We start from the raw sequence: 16,694 nt of genomic DNA, 5'->3' as shown, positions 1-16,694 counted from the left end.
TTATAACAATCGGTCTATATAATTAAACCCGCTTAAATAGGCACTGTCAATCCTTTTTATTTCAAATTTTAGATGTAAGCATTTTCATATGGATTCATCACGCCATCTTTATTTTTTTATTGTTACCTTTCTTACATTTGTTTCTCAGAAAGTAGGGCACATTTCTCTAATCCAGAATAAACATACATCAGTGTGAGTGAATTACACATAATCACGATTTTTGAGAAAAGGAGTGAGAAACTTGGCAATCCTGCTAACTGGCCCTATTGATAATAGTCCAGTAAATGGCGTACGACCCACCCAGACGGTTTCAATTAAAATTGAAAATCAGAGTGCTGTAAACGCCGCGACTATACTCATACAGGGATATTCATTAATTACAACCAGAGCTTTATATGTGAGTGAGCAATTCACCATTTTACCTGGCGCAGTAGCTACACGTAGTTATTTTGCCGATATCAACAGCTTTGAATTCGTTATTACAGATACAGGCGCAACCCCTGAGGACATTTTAGTTTCTGTTTGGGGGAAAAACAGTGCCGGCTCTTTAGTTGCTGCTCATCGACTTGTTTATTCCGAATTATTTGGCAGTGAGAATTTTAATGGAGCTACCGGGGCTACCGGTACAACAGGCGCTACAGGAACTACGGGACTTACAGGACCTACTGGACCTACAGGAAATACAGGTGCTACTGGCGCAACGGGGCTCACTGGTGCCATAGGCACGACTGGAGCTACGGGTGCATCAGGATCTACAGGACCTACTGGTGACTCTGGAGCCACAGGATCTACTGGGGCAACGGGCATCACAGGCGCTACTGGTATTTCTGGAGTTACAGGTATTTCTGGTTCAACAGGTGTTACAGGGGTGACGGGCGCCACTGGGGATACAGGTCCGACAGGTCTCACGGGTGCGGTCGGTATTACGGGGGCCACCGGCATTACTGGGGCATCAGGTCCTACGGGAGCTACAGGTATTTCCGGTTCAACAGGTGTTACAGGGGTGACGGGTGCCACTGGGGATACAGGTCCGACAGGTGTTACAGGATCAACAGGCGCTACTGGGGATACAGGTCCGACGGGTGTCACGGGTGCAACGGGTGATACTGGTCCATCAGGCGGTCCAGAAGGCCCTACGGGTGCAACGGGTAATACAGGTGCAACAGGTGCCATCGGAGTTACTGGTTCTACGGGGATTACTGGAGCTACTGGAGCCACCGGAGCTACTGGAGCCACTGGAGCCACCGGAGTCACCGGGGCCACCGGAGCTACTGGAGCCATCGGAGCCACTGGTGCAACTGGTGCAACTGGTGCCACTGGAGCTACGGGTACTGTACTGCCCGATCCCTTTAACGTATATGTTTTACAAGGCGCGGTGGGTGGAAATGGAACACAAGCTAGTCCCTTTGGAACGATTCAACAAGGTGTAACCGCGGTATCTCCAACGGGAACCGTTCATATTCTTGGTGGCACATACCCTATTACTGCAAATATTACTATTAATAAAGCAGGAGTAACTTTAATGGGCTATCCTAGTACAATTATCCTGTTACAAGCTGCTGTTATCCCTTTCACCATCATTGGAAGCGGAGTAACTGTAGACGGATTAACGATCACCAGTGACAATCCTTATGCTGTTGAGTTTATTCAATTAGGCGGAACCAACCACACCGTAAAAAACAATACCATATTCGGTCCTCCGCAAGCAGGTCCCTCTTCAGGTTGGGTTGTTAATCGTGGCCTCGTCACCCAGATTGGAAATATGACCGGATTAATTGTACGCAATAATATTTTTTATTCCTTGCGTCAACCAGCATACTTCAACCCTAACACGACTGGAGAAATCATCAGTAATGTAGTTTATAATACCAGAGGATTTGTGAATGATCAGGCCGTTATGGTTTTCTCTGGAAATTCATGGGGCAGTCCAGTCAATGCGGTGGATATTGCACTGCTCGCAGGTACAATAACAGGGCCTCCTTTCGATCCGCTTACCGATCTGAGTGCCAATAATAGCTCTGCAACAATTCAGGATTCCAGATAAGAATCATTTCTCGCTCTTACAAAGTGCCTAATCTAAAAAACAGCCGCCGATTTGGATGTGAAAGTCCAGATCGAACGGCTGTTTTTAGATTAACAGCAATGTTCCATTACTACTTAATAGTTAACATAACCTGCGTATATCACGGTCCATGTGTAACCTGTCTGACCATCAACTGATTTTAGTGTGAGGTTGTCCCCAGTATGGATCAACATTATAACTTGCTGTCATTGGAATATCACCAAGCGTTGGAATTGATTGAAGTTGAAGGTATACTGGCTGCAAGAGATGTGGAGCCAAGACTGAAACATGCAACGACGGTTAATAGACCAATCATAAGTTTCTTTTTCATCTTCATCTCCCTTTCGTATTTAAGTACATTTTCATCAAATATGATATTATTCTATCAAAATGTAATATTTTTCATATATTGAAAATATTTTATTTATTTTATGTGAACTACTCTTTCATTTTAAGTTTTAATAGATACATTCAGAGGTTTCAACTGTTCGTTTATTACCTGCCCACACGTCCTGCAAATAACGTCCTTCAGCCTGAAGCTGAATGAGCCATTCTTTCGCTTGCTGCCTCGTTGCTCCCTGCACCTTCTGATACGCCTGCTGCAAAGCCTCTTCCACCGCAGGAGCCATCTGGCTTCCATCTCCACATACGTAGATTCTTCCATTGTTCATGAGCATATGAAGCAACTGCTCGGAATCCTCTTTCATCAGATCCTGTAAGTACGTTTTGGGCTTGCCCTCCGCACGAGAAAAAGCAGTGTGTAACTTAACAATGCCTTCTCGTTCGAATCGTTCTAACTCCTGACGATAGATGAAATCTGAATCATCCCTGCATCCAAAGAACAAATGCGCCACACTCAGCGGCAAACCTCTCTGTTTCATGACAGCTCTTGCCTGGAGGAACCCTCTGAACGGTGCAACCCCCGTTCCCGGTCCCACCATGATCATGGGAACATCGGCTTCTTCCGATAGAACAAATTCGGATTCCGGCGTCCGTACAAACATCAGTATACGTTCTCCGGATTGGCAACTGGCGAGGTATGATGAGGCAACGCCAAGGTATTCGCCCCTGCCACTCCACGCAGGCTCTCTTACTACCGATACGGTTATGCTTGCTTGCTTCGAATTCAGTCGTGGTGAGCTGGATATTGAATAATATCTGGGTTTAAGCGGCGGTAATAGTTCAATACACTTTTCAAAAGGCAACTCACACGCCTCATATTTTTCTAACAGGTCCAACATGGTGATTCGATGGGCAAGAATATAATCCCTATAGCTGTTCTCGTCCAACATGCCTTCCAGTTCACGCTTATGAGGGGGGCATACCGTATGATTAGCCAACTCCTGTAACTGTGTTCTGGTAGCAGGTGTTTGCAGTTCCACACATTGAGTGAGCAACTCTTGTACCTTGACGGGACGGTTAAGGGGAAGATGTGTAAGGTGTTTCGTGTCCGAAGTTAATTGTACATGGACATCTCCACTTAACCCGAACCGACTCAGAACCCGGTCCACATTCTGCGACTGATTGTTAGGCAACACGCCTAGATGATCGCCTTCTCTATAGGTCATACCTTTAGGAAGCAACACCTCAATGTGACGTGTGCTTCTCCCACTTCCCATCTCCTGAAGTTCTTTATTAACTAATACCGTGGCATAGCTGGCATCATATGTTTGTGCAATCGGCATCTCTGCTTCCTCATGGACAAACTCCATTTGAATTCCCCTTGTGCTTGGCCAGGTTGGCTTCACTACTTCCGCGTTGATTCCCAGAGCGTTCAACACCTGCGGCCACAACATATGCTGCCATGCCTCGACTTGTTTCTCGATATCACCTCCGGCATCGGCTTCACCGCGGGATAACAATCGATTGCCACCTAAATTTTCAAGTTTCTCATCCATTAATCGCGGAATACTCTGGTATGTTCCCGACCAGCTTCGATCTCCACAGCCCAAAATTGCATAGTTCACATCCCGTGCATCCTCTGACTCCGCTTCCTTCAACCAGTCTACAAATGCTGTAGCATTTTGTGGTGGTTTACCATTATACGAAGCAGTGACGATGAGAACCACCCCCTGACGGGGTAAACGGCCCATCCATTCATTCAGAGTTGCAGCTTCACTTGGGATGCCATACGAACGACCTTTCTCCACAAGTTCCCTGGCAATGCCTTCTGCCGTTCCCAGATTGGAACCATACAACACCAGGAGTGATGGATCACCATCTGCTTCAACGAACACATTTTCTCCCATCTGACGGTCGCTTGCTACATTTTTATGAACAACATCAGGTTCCTCTTTTGCATATACAGTTGCCTTATTCATCGGCTGCGTAGCCGCGCGCGCTTTCACCTGGATTCGGAAGTCTCCCGGCTTCAACGTCAGCGTCTGTTTAACATCCAATTCATAATTGCTATAATCGATCAGCTCAAAATGTTTGAGGACCATGCCAAGCACAAGAGTTGCTTCATATAAAGCAAACTGCATGCCGATACATGCTCTCTCCCCATTACCAAAAGGTTTATACGCATGATGAGGCACTTTCGTCGTATCTTCGAATCGCTCTGGACGGAACAGCTCCGCATCCTCTCCCCAAGCCTCTCTGTCACGGTGAAGCTGGGGCAGAAGAATGCTACAACTCTCCCCTTTCTTCAAGGGATATTTGCCACCTATGACGGTGTCTTCTTTGGCATATACATCAAAACCCGGGGCTGTTGGCCATAGACGTAGCGATTCACTTAGAATCATGCGAATATAGGCAAGCTGAAGAATTTCCTCGTACTGTGGTGAGTCACTGACCAAAATCTGATCTACCTCGTCGTACGCCTTTTGAAGGGATTCAGGATTGTTCAATAAGAAATACAGGGCAAAAGATAACAAACCACTGGTTGTTTCATGTCCGGCAATCAGAAACGTAATAATCTGATAACGGATATTCTCATCATCCAGCATTTCTCCAGTCCCTGGATCTTTGCCATTCAACATACGAGCGAGCAAGTCAACCTCTTCAGATGCTGAACTCGCTTTACGTTCCTCTATAATTTGATCTACCAGAGAGAACATCGTCTGAATATCGTCCTGGAACTGTCGTTTGGTTTTGACCATCAGCAGATTCTGAATTTTCAAACGTGAGCTCTTCTGCATCGCTTCATTTAGCGCTCTGACCATGCTCTCAATAAAAGGACTGTGATCCTGTCTGTAAAAGCTGTTAAACCGATAATTGAATCCACATAGTCCAATGGTATCCAACGTAAGACGTGTCATATCGTCTGCAACATCAATCGTATCGTTGGAATTGAGGCGTGCCCACTTGTTGATTAACTGTTCGGCAATATCCACCATCATGGGATGATAACCTTTCATGGCCTGCTTGCTGAAAGTCGGAAGCAGAATGTTATGGGCCTTTTTCCAGTTGGGCTCTGATGTTCTACTAGTGAATAAACCATCGCCTCCAAAAGCACGGACGTTTTCGAGTTCATTGTATACAAACTTGTCAAAACGGGACACATCACATAACTCAGCAACAAGATCTGGCCCAGATACGATTAAACCGGAATAACCGGGCACGGTAAGTCGATATATCGGTCCATACTGTTCAGCCAGTGCACCTAGCGACAACGTTGGTTTATTTTTATCAATCAAAGGCAGATTTCCAAGCGGTCCATACATTTTAGGCTGTGGTATGTGAGTTGTATTATTCATGATGATCACCTCTTATCTGTACGTCATGGAGCAAGGTATTCGCCAACCAAGGGATGGCTGCTCTGTTTTCATTCATGTATGACCTCTCCTTTGCTTATAATTGATAGTGATATCTATCATTTAATAATATAATAAATCAATTTAAACTTGATATCAAATTTTCTTCCGGTTGCTCCCTCTCTTTGGAATCGTTCAACGTTAAGGCTAAAAACAACAAGTAGAGGATTGCATATGCAATCCCCTACTGTGTGAACTTGTGACGCTATCGCTATGGTTCTATTGGTTCTATAACGCTTATTCATATAATCTAATGCTGACTTGGCTCATCCCACTTCTCAAAATTCAATTCAGTATTAATACTTACTGCAGACAATGCTCCCAGGGACGCAGCCGTAATGGCCTGATACAACTCAGAGGCTGCATCACCTGCACTGTACACACCCGCTATGGATGTTTTGCCCGAAGCATCAACGATAACTGTTCCTGATTCTGAAATATCACAACCGATGGCCTTCGGCAGTTCTGATCCGGTGAACAGTTTGGGTTGGAAGAAGACTCCCGTGCATGGAATCGCTGTACCGTCATTCAGCACAACTTGCTTTACCATTCCTTTTTCAGAGTCAATGGATTTAACTGGTGCATCGAATACAGTAACATGATGCTGTTTCAGCTCTTCACGCTCCTCATCGGTTAAGGAATCTGATCCATTCGTACAGATTGTATAACGATCTGTCCAGCCGGATATGACTTTTGCCATATGTAATGCCTTATCTCCACTAACGATGATGACCAGCGACTGGTCTCTTAGCTCCCATCCATCACAATATGGACACACAAACGCACTTTTACCATAAACCTCTGTTAATCCGTTAATATCCAGAGGCAGATCTTTCTTACCTACTGCAAACAAAATCTTTTTCGTGCGATAGCTTGTCCCCTGTGTAGTCTGGATTACAAAATCACCATTACTACCTGTAACCGCTACTGCCGTATCCGATGCAAATTGAACTGAAGGGTATGCTGCAATCTGCTCTTTTGCCGCTTTGCGAAATTCACGAGGACTGGCCCCATCTCTCGTCACAAACCCATGCGTCTCTTTTGTAACCCAGTTTCGCGGTGTCTCATCGTCGATGACTACGACGTTCTTGCGGGCTCTGCCGAGTACAAGGGCTGCATTAAGCCCCGCTGGTCCTCCACCAATAATAAGTACATCCAAGAGTTGATTCGTATTACTCATATTATTCACCCTTTCAAGACATTTAATATCTCTAATTTATTTTTAAAAATAATCTCCGCTTCCCATAAGAAAAGTAATTCGGAGACTACATAAGAACAATTTAAATAAAACCATTAAAGATATCTTATATCTACAATAAACAAAACCTGAGTAATTTGCAACATATATCTTTAACTGCCTTCTACAATTCAGCCAATGTGAGTTGAACAAAAGAACATTTACAATTACACTACTAATGATAGAACAAACTTCACATCACTGTTATCCACGGATTTTCTGCTTCTCTCCTGTAACACAGAAATAATTATTTAACAATTAAAAAAAACCTTGTTTTTAAATTGTTCACAATCAAATGACATTATTTTAAATACTAAAACGTTAATTAAATCACATAGTGTATTGAATGGTATAATAGCGACATAATATATAAGTATAGATATAGGAAGTGAGTTCTTGAAAACATTGAACAATGGTTCACAGACCAATATCAGCCTGGAGTATAGCTCGATTCCGAAAGTATTCTTCGATACGATCAAAATCGGAATCATCAAGTCCAACCTGATCGCCATGTTTGCGGGTTTAAGTTTGGCTTTATATGTATTTGATGCTTCAATCTTAGCTAATATTGTACCAATTATTCTTTCTTTTATCGGGTCTTCCCTTATTATTGGGGCAGCAGGGGTGTTTAACAACTTGTATGATCGCGATATTGACGCGATTATGGAGCGCACGAAGACACGTCCTACCGTTACGGGACGCGTAGATACCAAGTCGGGGTTAATTCTCGGTATTGCAATCACCATCATCGGGGGCATCATGTTGTACATCGCTTCCCCATCTGCTGCCGTATTCGGTATTTTGGGACTGTTGCTTTACGTGTTCCCATACACGATGTGGACCAAACGTACAACGATCTACAACACGGAAGTGGGAAGTCTTTCAGGGGCTGTGCCTCCGCTTATCGGTTGGGCAGCCATTTCACCGGAACTGGGTCATTTTGAGATCTGGGCATTGGTCGTAACGATGCTCCTATGGCAAATGCCTCACTTCTACGGCATTGCAATTCGTCGTTTTGACGAATACAAAGCTGCTGGTGTTCCCATGTTGCCTGTCGTTAAAGGTATTAGACGGACATACATTCAGACGAATGTGTATCTGGTACTCTTGTTGATATCCAGCTTTTTATTCTGGCCGATGAGTCCTTTTGTCGCTATTGTGGCATTTCTGGTTACCTTGGCCTGGCTCATTCTCAGTGTGGCTACCTTTGATCGGAAAGAAACGGAGAAATGGTCCAAACGGATGTTTATCTTCTCCATTAACCATATCACTATTATCTTCTTGGTCATCATTGCGTATTCCTTGATTGCTCAAATGATGAGATAAAACCGTTACACTCGTTATAACGAAAAGCCTTACAGACTATACTCTTTCAAGGAGTAAACGTCTGTAAGGCTTTTTTGGTTTTTATTGGCTTTTCTAATTTATTCAAAGCTATCCTACTTTAGCAGGAGTTTGTTCGCCTTGCCACAGCAGTTGCATCTCTTCATTGGTGGCAAGCAATTCAGCCAAGCTTCCCTCCGCTTCAATGCGTCCATCTTTCATCACGATAATATGATCTGCTTTGGAGAGCGCTGCCCTGCGGTGAGAAACCGCGATGCAGGTGACATCCGGCTCTTGGAACAACCCTTCCCATACTTGTTGTTCGGTCTCCACATCCAGTGCACTGGACAGATCGTCAAAGATAAACAAGTCCGCCTCCGTCATTAACATGCGCCCTGTAGCCGCCCGTTGAATCTGCCCGCCTGACAGCATCACTCCTCTTGGACCAACCGGGGTCTCAAGCCCCTGATCCAGATGGTTTATATCTTTCTCCATCACAGCCAAACGAATGGCTTTCTCAAGCGCTTGCTCCATATTACCTTGTTTACCCTGAACGATATTTTCTTTCAACGTATCACTGAACAGTCTTGGCACTTGTGGGGTATACGCTGCTCTAGGCGGCATCAGGAACGTGGCTGGATCAACAGCTGCTCCATTCCAGTGAATGTCCCCTTTTTGCTTGGGTAACAGTCCAAGAAGTGTGCGTACGAGCGTTGATTTACCTGATCCGATCCGTCCCGTAATGACCAGAAATTGTCCGCGTTTCAGACGGAAACTGATCTCTTCTATGCCATTTGCAGAATTCGGATATTGATACGTCAGATTCTTCACCTCAAGCGATTGCAATTTCTCCTTGGGATCTCTCTGTTCACTTACAAGCGCTGGCGGATCTTCATACAGGTAGATTTCTCTCGAATCCATGATCTGGTCTTCTTCCCCTGGGCGAAATAGCTTGCGCATACGATCATAGGATACCTTAAGCCTTTTGTGCTGAAACACCATATAACCAAACAGTGAAATGCTAAATCCGATATTAGCCAGATAACTGGTGAATAAAGCAAAATCACCTACGGTAAAGTTCCCTGCTTTCATCTCAGCTGCACACATCAGTAGAATCAGCCCGGTGCAGATACTGAGCACATGCTGATTCATTGATCTCATCCACTGTTTGAACAGATTGTCCCGGAGTGCAGCCTGACGACGATCCTCATTCAACTGGTTAAAACGTGAAGAGACGTTCTCTTCCGCCTGACCCAGTTTCAGGGCTTGCACAGCTCCAAACGTTTCCGCAATAAAACTGGTAATTCGCCCAGTCGCTTCGCGGTTAACCTGTGCATATTTCCGGGCCCGATTCCCCGACAGGTTATTAAGTAAGGTCACGACCACCAATGGCAGCACGGCAACCAATGTGATCTGCCAATTAATGTTCGCCATAATGACGATGGACACAACAGCAAATACAAGTCGTCCCCAGAAGTCCACCCATGATTCTACATACTCGACGACTTCATCCACATCATCCCGAAAACGACTCATCGCTTCCCCTGGTGAAGCCGGAAGATTACGGCCCGGCCAGCGCATGATCGCTGCGAGCATGTTGGTACGCAAAATCGCCTGAACATGATACAGATACGTAACCCATGCATAGAAGGCTACAAAGAATGTGCCCACCCGAGCCATTCGGACCAAAGCAATAAAGATAAGCGGCACAGCAAGCCACATATAGTCATTTGACCCCACTGTTGTGCGATCAAAAAACCACTGCATCCCAATACCAATGGCTAACGGCAAGGAATGAAATATACACCATAACAATCCGTTGATTACAAATAACAAAGGCCTGAATCGAAACAAACGGCCTATAAATCCTGCTACAGTCATGCCAATTCCTCCTCTCGGCCTGTAATGAGCAGTCTGGCATAATGAGATGCCGGGTTACTGGCAAGTTCTTCTCTCGCTCCAAATTCCAGTACCTTGCCATCCCCCAGCACCATAATCCGGTCAACTTTCTCCAGTGTAGCCAGTCGGTGAGCAATGATGACTCCTGTGGATTGTTTCATTAACTGGTCAATTGCAGATTGCAGCATGCCTTCTGTCGCAGCATCCAGACGTGAGGAAGGCTCATCCAGAATGACCAGACTTGGTTCGGTCAGGAATACGCGTGTTAGGGCAAATAACTGTGCTTCCCCTGCCGATAACGAAGCTCCACCTGCTGCCAGATAGGTATCGAGTCCTTCTGGTTGTGAATTAATCCATTGGCTAAGCCCAAGGCGATCCGTCGTTTCCCTGATCATATGATCCGATACATCCCCATTGAACAAGGTCAGATTGTCACGCAACGTGCCATCAAACAACTGCACATCCTGTGTCACCATACCCACCCGGCGATAGAGCGCTTGTAATGAAAGCTTCGTGATATCCGTTCCACCTACACGGATCGTTCCCCGATCCAGATTGTACAATCGGAGAAGAACACGACTAAGACTCGATTTGCCGCTACCTGTGCGACCGATGATTCCCAGACGTTCTCCAGGTTTAATGGCAAAATTAATATCCTGCAATACCGGTTTATCCTGGTTATAGCTGAAATGTACCTGATTGAATTCCAATCCAAGCGGTCCTTCAGGCAATTGCTCCTCTGTCCCCTCTTCAATCACACTCTGCATGGATAGCAGCTCTCTGGAGCGCAGCATACCTGATTTTGCTTTTTGGAACTCCTGCACCTGATCTCCAAGCATCTCAATCGGATCATTCAGCATCTGCGTATATTGGTAGATTAGAAATAATGTTCCAATACTAATGAGACCTTCCATATAGTAATGCACACCCAACAATAACACCGCAGTGACCGCCAGAGCGAACAGAACTACTGTGGTATTCCATGGAATAACCCGAAGTAGCCAGGCTTTTCTCCCCTTACGGAATACTGTGCGCATCGTGCGGTAAAAGCGGTTCATCACATAGGGCACATGGCCATTCGCTTGCACATCTTCAATCCCGGCAATACGTTCTTCAATTAATCCAAACAGAGCGGCACTTGCCGCCCGTTCATTTTTGGAAGAGTCCACGCCCAGATTTCGGATGAAGACCATGAACAGGATCGATAACAATGTGAACACGGTCATGACCATAGCAATAGGCACATTGACGCTGAACATGAACCCGAGAATTCCGGCCAGCAGTACAAAACTCCCGATCACTTGCACGATAAACATTGCGAAAAAATTGGAGATACTCGTTACGTCACCATCCACACGTTCAATCATCTCACCAGGTGTTTTCACATTATGAAAACGCATATCAAGACGCAGACAGTGCTTCAGCAGATCTCCACGAAGTTGATTCGTAGCCCGCCAGGCTACATCATTTCCCAGATAACTGACCGCTACCGTGATGAGTTGATTAAACACGGCCACAACCAGAAATATTCCTGCAAGCTGAATGAGATTGGTGAGCACTCCGCCATTTGCCGCTGTATCGATAAATCGTTTGATAATCTGTGGATTCAAAAGCTGAAGCCCCGTTGATGTCAGCAACATGATTAAAAGTAAGGCCAGCCGTCCTTTGACTGGTTTTAAATAGCGCAGCAGCCAAGACATGGAGCGTTTCTCTGTTTTGGGCATAACCCCTCACTCCTTCGTATAACAATTCTTTTCTGTTCTAATGATTCAAACCATCTTTGTTCCTCACTAAGATGAATCATACATAATAACACTAAATGCAACATTTCCGACCCGTGGATGTATTTTTCCATGTGTGTTTACCATCTTACATTCTCCCATCCTCTCTGGCACTCTTCCCGAAATCGTTGGACCCATTGTTCAGAGATCTCATCTGCAATCGGGTCAAAGGAAGGGGCTGATACCGTAATACCGTCCGATTGAACTCCCAAAAACGCTAACACATCCATGACGGTCCCCTCATAATCTTGTATAAAATCCTCATATACAATTGTCAGCGGTTCAATGCCCGATTCGGACAGAAAATCTTCGATTGCAGCTTCGCACATGTTACTCTCAACAAGCAAATGTTTAATCGCATCAAAGTTGTATTGATCTGCAATATCTTGTATGTGAGGGCGATCTCCATGCTTGCGATGCCACTCCCCCGAAACAATGGCTCTCCACCACGACACCGCCAATCTGACTTTGTTGCGACGTGTCATGTATATATGCTTGTTACAGTTCGGAAACCCCGTACTCCATACCTCAGCTCGTGATAACACTGGTGGCAGATGATAGAGATTACGTAATGCGTCAATCCATCGTTGTTCAAAATTAATCTTTATGCCAAATACGCCGTTTGACGTTGTCCCTTGGCTCCAAATCTGCTCCAGATCTTCATGTTTCAAATTATCTGGACTTTTAAACTGATAATGCAGCCATTCGTTCGGATAACCGGCTACACCTGTAGAACTTAAAGCATCACCCAACAGAGTACTGCCCGTGCGTTGGGAGAACCAAATGGTATAACTTTGCGCAGGTTGCTTCATAAGGTTACCTCTCTTTCTTCCCTTAAGGGTATGTTCATTGCCAAAAAGAAAAACAAATGCTCCTTTCCATGTGAACGGATTGGTGGAATGCATGCAAAAAAGCCATAGATGAACTAAAGTTCATCTACAGCTTATAACCGAAAGAGTCCGGATGAAATGCAAGCATTTCCCGAATCTCCTCTGCATCGCAATAATGATGAGCGTCCACGACAGGGGTGCACAAACATGACTGTCCCAACGCGATCATTGCAAAAAAATCGGATTAATGTCACTATGCTTATGCGTATTCAGTTATTGATTCGAAATCTGTATAGGCATAAACATAATCATCATCCCACCCGTTTCACATATTTGTTGTTTATTGTATTCCCTGGTTTAACATCCGTCAAGATAATTTTAACTGAATTGTTATTTAATTCATGTCATTAATCTTTCAATTCCTGCTACATTCCCAATGATGTGGACTCCGTTTGCTTCTCTCTAACAACAAGGCGTCTATGTGCGATCAGAAGAAAAGGAACTCCCAGTGCAGTCGTCAGCGCAATCGGTACAAAGACAGCGAGTCCATTCTCCGCTCCAAATTGACTTAATAACACCCCTCCCATTACAGGAGCAATGACACTACCAATATTATTGAAGCCGATGGTCCCGAAATACGTTCCCTTCCATTCCGGCTTCGCAATCCGGTCGATGAGCATATCCATCATCGTGAACAATAATACTTCCCCAATGGTAAATAGTATGACACTCATCATCATCATGAGTACACCTTCAGCGATTCCAACCATCATCAGACTGGTTGCAACCAGCAGATTACCCACAATCAGAGGAACAAGCGGTGGAAAGTTTCGGAATGTTCGCACAAGCGGATACTGAATAATCAATACCGTCACGGCATTCAGGGAAAGCATGTACGAGAACATCTGGCTTCCATTTTCAAAGATCGGGCTCCTCGCCAAGTACTGTGCCCATGTAGAACTGAAGTGTCCGTAACCCAGAACACAAAATGTGGTACCGATCAATACTGGCAGAAACACCCGGTCGCGACCAGTGGTCATGAGTGCTTCACGCAAACGTGGTGCGGTTGCCTGATGACGCTCTGGCAAATTGGCATGCTGTAGCTTGAATTGCAGAAACAGTACAAGTCCATAGGCTATGTATACCAAGCCGGAAATCACAAATGGAAATGTCGATTCAGACGATCCCAGTTGAAATCCGATAATTGGCCCAAAGACCACGCCGAGATTAATCGCAGCATATCTGAGGTTGAACACCAGCAATTTGTTCTGCGGAGAAGTAATATCCGATAACAGGGCTCTGGAGGTAGGCTCGAATACTGCACGGCATAATCCGTTTAACGTATTGGCAACAAAGAACACCCATAGATGCTCTGCTGCTGAAAAAATGAAAAACACACCTGCCCAGCTAAATACCGAGATTAACATCACGATTTTGCGACCAATCCGGTCCGAAATATAACCGCCATAAAAGCTGACCATTACACCTGCCAGCGAGCTAACTGCCACAGTAATACCGGTCTGAGTCGGTGTAGCCTCTAGTACACGTGTCAGATAAATGGATAGAAACGGGATACTCATTGACGTGACAAGACGTCCAAACATGGTTCCGATAATGATGGTCCATGCCAAGGGGTGAATTTGCCTTAAATATTGCTTCATGCGAACTTCTCCTATTCATTCTAGATGCTTCAAAAGCGAACTTTTTGAACAACTTCTACTAATTCGTGTTCAAAAAGTTCGGTTTTCAGTACCGAGAAGATGGGATAAAGCTAGAAATGAAGTAGCGGAGCGTAGGGAAAACTACGTGAGCAACGGACATTTCGGCTGTATTCCATATTCGATGCTGATGATGCCTTTAGGCGTCTTTCGTAATCAAAAGCGGACTTTTTGAACTACCTCTACTCATGTATAATTGTAAGGATAAAAGGGGGAAGTAAAAGTGTAAACATTTGATCACACTTTTCACCTTTAATAGAGGAGTTATGCACATGGATACTCTACATACACACTTTCTAAGGCTCGCCGGTTCCGAACAACTTTCATTCAAGCTCCATGAACCTGTAGCGGTAACCATTGATAGCCTGTCTGCTGCCTTGTGCTGCACCCCTCGTAATGTGAAGTTCATTATTAGAAAATTGGAGGAGCAAGGCTTCATCCACTGGCAACCCGGGCGTGGTCGTGGGCACCATTCGGAATTAACGTTGCTGCGTAGCATGAATGAAGCGCTGGAAGCGAGTTTTACCCAACTTCTCGCTAAAGGCAAAATGAAAGATGCCATTGAACTCATCGGAACCATTCAGATGCATGATTCATTGCGAGAACAGCTCATGCTTTCCCTCCATCAACAGATGGGATTTCACAGCCACGACGAAACTTCCTCAGGTCAGGATATCCTGCGCATTATGAGGTCTCGCCAGTTAGGCGATTTGGATCCAGCCTTTGTGTATACTGCTTTTGAAACCTATCTGTTGAGCCAGGTCTGTAATACATTAATCACTTATGATGCCAAAAAAGAATCATTCCGCCCAGCATTGGCTCATATGTGGGAGTGCAGCGAGGACCACCGATTATGGACCTTCTATCTCAGGAAGGGTGTACGTTTTCACAACGGTCGTGTCATGACCTCCCGGGATGTGCAAGCAACGTTGCAACGATTAAAAGACGTGCATAGTCCGTCCATCTGGTTATATCGGGATATCGAACACGCGGAAGTATCGGGTGATTACTGCATCAAGTTTGTTCTTCGTCGTCCTAATCGGTTCTTTTTGCATCTCTTCAGTTGTATTCGAATGACGATCCTGCCCTACGATTACAATGTAGCCAATACCTTAATTGGTACCGGTCCTTTCCAGATCTCTGAGCTGAATGAAGATGTATTGGAACTTACTGCATTTGATGCCTACTACGGCATTCGGCCACATCTGGATCAAGTCCATTTCTGGTTCGTACCTGACCTGAGTCCGAATGATCGTTATTATGAGCTACCAGGTACAGATCGATTGAGTCTCGCAACAGGCTTTGAACGGACCAACAGCATCAATTATCCGGCACTGGGTTGTCAGTATATGCTGTTTAATTTTCACAAAGAAGGCATCCATCATCAGCCTCTATTTCGACAAGCGCTTCGTATCGTCTATGATTCGGTCGCTCTTGTCAGAGATCTCGGTGGCAATCGGATCACACCAGCCAGCAGTTTCCTTCCCTGGAGAAGTGCAGCCCAAGACTGGACAGCGGTTTCTCTTGACCATGCTCGTGAATTGCTGCATGGCTGTGGATACCAGGGTGAGACGATAACTTTATCGTATAAGCAAAATAAGGATGCAGATGTTGCGGAGTGGTTCCAATGTCGTGCGCAGTCCATCGGAATAAACATCAGCATGCAGCCCGTTGTGGATTATTTCAACTCAGAGGAAACCACGAACGCACAATTGATCTTGGCTGAAGAGATACTGGAGGAAGATTGGCAGTACGGCATGATTCATTTTTTCAAAAACCTGTCCAACCATTTTCATATGTGTATGTCTCCTGCATTCCAGTCTCAACTGGATGACAAACTGGATCATTTCGCGAAGCTTCATCGGGAAGACCGTACAGTGCTCCTGGACGAAGCTGAAGCCTTGCTTCGTGATCAATGCTGGATCTTGCATGGGTGCCACATGAACAAGCAGGCTGAACTGGATCAAAGCATCTTCGGCATGCAGATAGCAGAATTCGGATATATGAACATCTCCAAATTGTGGATCAAAAATCCTTAGGGATATTCGTGAGCAGTTGCATCTGTGGGATACAGGGGTGGACCAAAATC

Annotated in this window: 9 protein-coding genes; 3 read left to right on the top strand and 6 right to left on the bottom strand. The window is 45.1% G+C overall.

Features of this window, described 5'->3' with window-relative positions; all coding sequences use genetic code 11:
- Positions 1-241 precede the first annotated feature (241 nt).
- Positions 242-2,044 carry a collagen-like triple helix repeat-containing protein gene (locus MKZ12_RS13720; protein WP_339260906.1) on the top strand — a complete coding sequence of 601 codons (1,803 nt, stop codon included), beginning with the start codon at positions 242-244 and terminating at the stop codon, positions 2,042-2,044.
- A 476-nt stretch (positions 2,045-2,520) separates the two neighbouring features.
- Here MKZ12_RS13720 and MKZ12_RS13715 read toward each other — a convergent pair whose 3' ends face one another.
- Both MKZ12_RS13715 and MKZ12_RS13710 read right to left on the bottom strand, forming a co-directional pair.
- Positions 2,521-5,760 carry a cytochrome P450 gene (locus tag MKZ12_RS13715; protein WP_339260904.1) on the bottom strand — a complete coding sequence of 1,080 codons (3,240 nt, stop codon included), beginning with the start codon at positions 5,758-5,760 and terminating at the stop codon, positions 2,521-2,523.
- Between the two features lie 307 nt (positions 5,761-6,067).
- On the bottom strand, positions 6,068-6,997 hold the full coding sequence (locus MKZ12_RS13710) for an NAD(P)/FAD-dependent oxidoreductase (RefSeq protein WP_339260902.1): 930 nt from the start codon (positions 6,995-6,997) through the stop codon (positions 6,068-6,070).
- A 453-nt stretch (positions 6,998-7,450) separates the two neighbouring features.
- On the opposite strand from MKZ12_RS13710, the gene cyoE reads away from it, so the two are divergent.
- Positions 7,451-8,380, top strand: a complete 930-nt coding sequence (gene cyoE / locus MKZ12_RS13705; RefSeq protein ID WP_253434982.1) for a heme o synthase — start codon at positions 7,451-7,453, stop codon at positions 8,378-8,380.
- Between the two features lie 108 nt (positions 8,381-8,488).
- On the opposite strand, the gene MKZ12_RS13700 is transcribed toward cyoE, so the two are convergent.
- The 4 genes from MKZ12_RS13700 to MKZ12_RS13685 all read right to left on the bottom strand — a co-directional run bounded on the left by MKZ12_RS13700 (position 8,489) and on the right by MKZ12_RS13685 (position 14,548).
- Positions 8,489-10,258 carry an ABC transporter ATP-binding protein gene (locus MKZ12_RS13700; RefSeq protein ID WP_339260900.1) on the bottom strand — a complete coding sequence of 590 codons (1,770 nt, stop codon included), beginning with the start codon at positions 10,256-10,258 and terminating at the stop codon, positions 8,489-8,491.
- The gene (locus MKZ12_RS13695) at positions 10,255-12,000 is read right to left on the bottom strand and encodes an ABC transporter ATP-binding protein (RefSeq protein ID WP_339260898.1); all 1,746 of its coding nucleotides are present in this window, start codon (positions 11,998-12,000) and stop codon (positions 10,255-10,257) included. Before MKZ12_RS13695 ends, MKZ12_RS13700 begins: the two co-directional genes overlap by 4 nt.
- Positions 12,001-12,137: 137 nt before the next feature.
- Positions 12,138-12,869, bottom strand: coding sequence for a Stf0 family sulfotransferase (locus tag MKZ12_RS13690; RefSeq protein ID WP_339260896.1), 732 nt, complete (start codon positions 12,867-12,869; stop codon positions 12,138-12,140).
- Between the two features lie 443 nt (positions 12,870-13,312).
- Entirely contained in the window at positions 13,313-14,548 is a 1,236-nt protein-coding gene (locus tag MKZ12_RS13685; protein WP_339260894.1) for an MFS transporter, read from the bottom strand.
- 329 nt (positions 14,549-14,877) lie between these two features.
- Here MKZ12_RS13685 and MKZ12_RS13680 point away from each other — a divergent pair, with 329 nt between their 5' ends.
- Positions 14,878-16,644, top strand: a complete 1,767-nt coding sequence (locus MKZ12_RS13680) for an ABC transporter substrate-binding protein (RefSeq protein ID WP_339260892.1) — start codon at positions 14,878-14,880, stop codon at positions 16,642-16,644.
- Positions 16,645-16,694: the final 50 nt, after the last annotated feature.

Source organism: Paenibacillus sp. FSL R5-0713 (assembly GCF_037973325.1).
Taxonomy (GTDB): Bacteria; Bacillota; Bacilli; order Paenibacillales; family Paenibacillaceae; genus Paenibacillus.
Note: the sequence above shows the minus strand (reverse complement) of the source record. Positions and strands in the feature narration are given on the sequence as shown.

Bases quoted from the DNA above. Each gene is read 5' to 3' on its own strand.
- MKZ12_RS13715 (WP_339260904.1), bottom strand. From the start codon at position 5,760: ATGAATAATACAACTCACATACCACAGCCTAAAATGTATGGACCGCTT.
- MKZ12_RS13710 (WP_339260902.1), bottom strand. From the start codon at position 6,997: ATGAGTAATACGAATCAACTCTTGGATGTACTTATTATTGGTGGAGGA.
- MKZ12_RS13700 (WP_339260900.1), bottom strand. From the start codon at position 10,258: ATGACTGTAGCAGGATTTATAGGCCGTTTGTTTCGATTCAGGCCTTTG.
- MKZ12_RS13695 (WP_339260898.1), bottom strand. From the start codon at position 12,000: ATGCCCAAAACAGAGAAACGCTCCATGTCTTGGCTGCTGCGCTATTTA.
- MKZ12_RS13690 (WP_339260896.1), bottom strand. From the start codon at position 12,869: ATGAAGCAACCTGCGCAAAGTTATACCATTTGGTTCTCCCAACGCACG.
- MKZ12_RS13685 (WP_339260894.1), bottom strand. From the start codon at position 14,548: ATGAAGCAATATTTAAGGCAAATTCACCCCTTGGCATGGACCATCATT.
- MKZ12_RS13680 (WP_339260892.1), top strand. From the start codon at position 14,878: ATGGATACTCTACATACACACTTTCTAAGGCTCGCCGGTTCCGAACAA.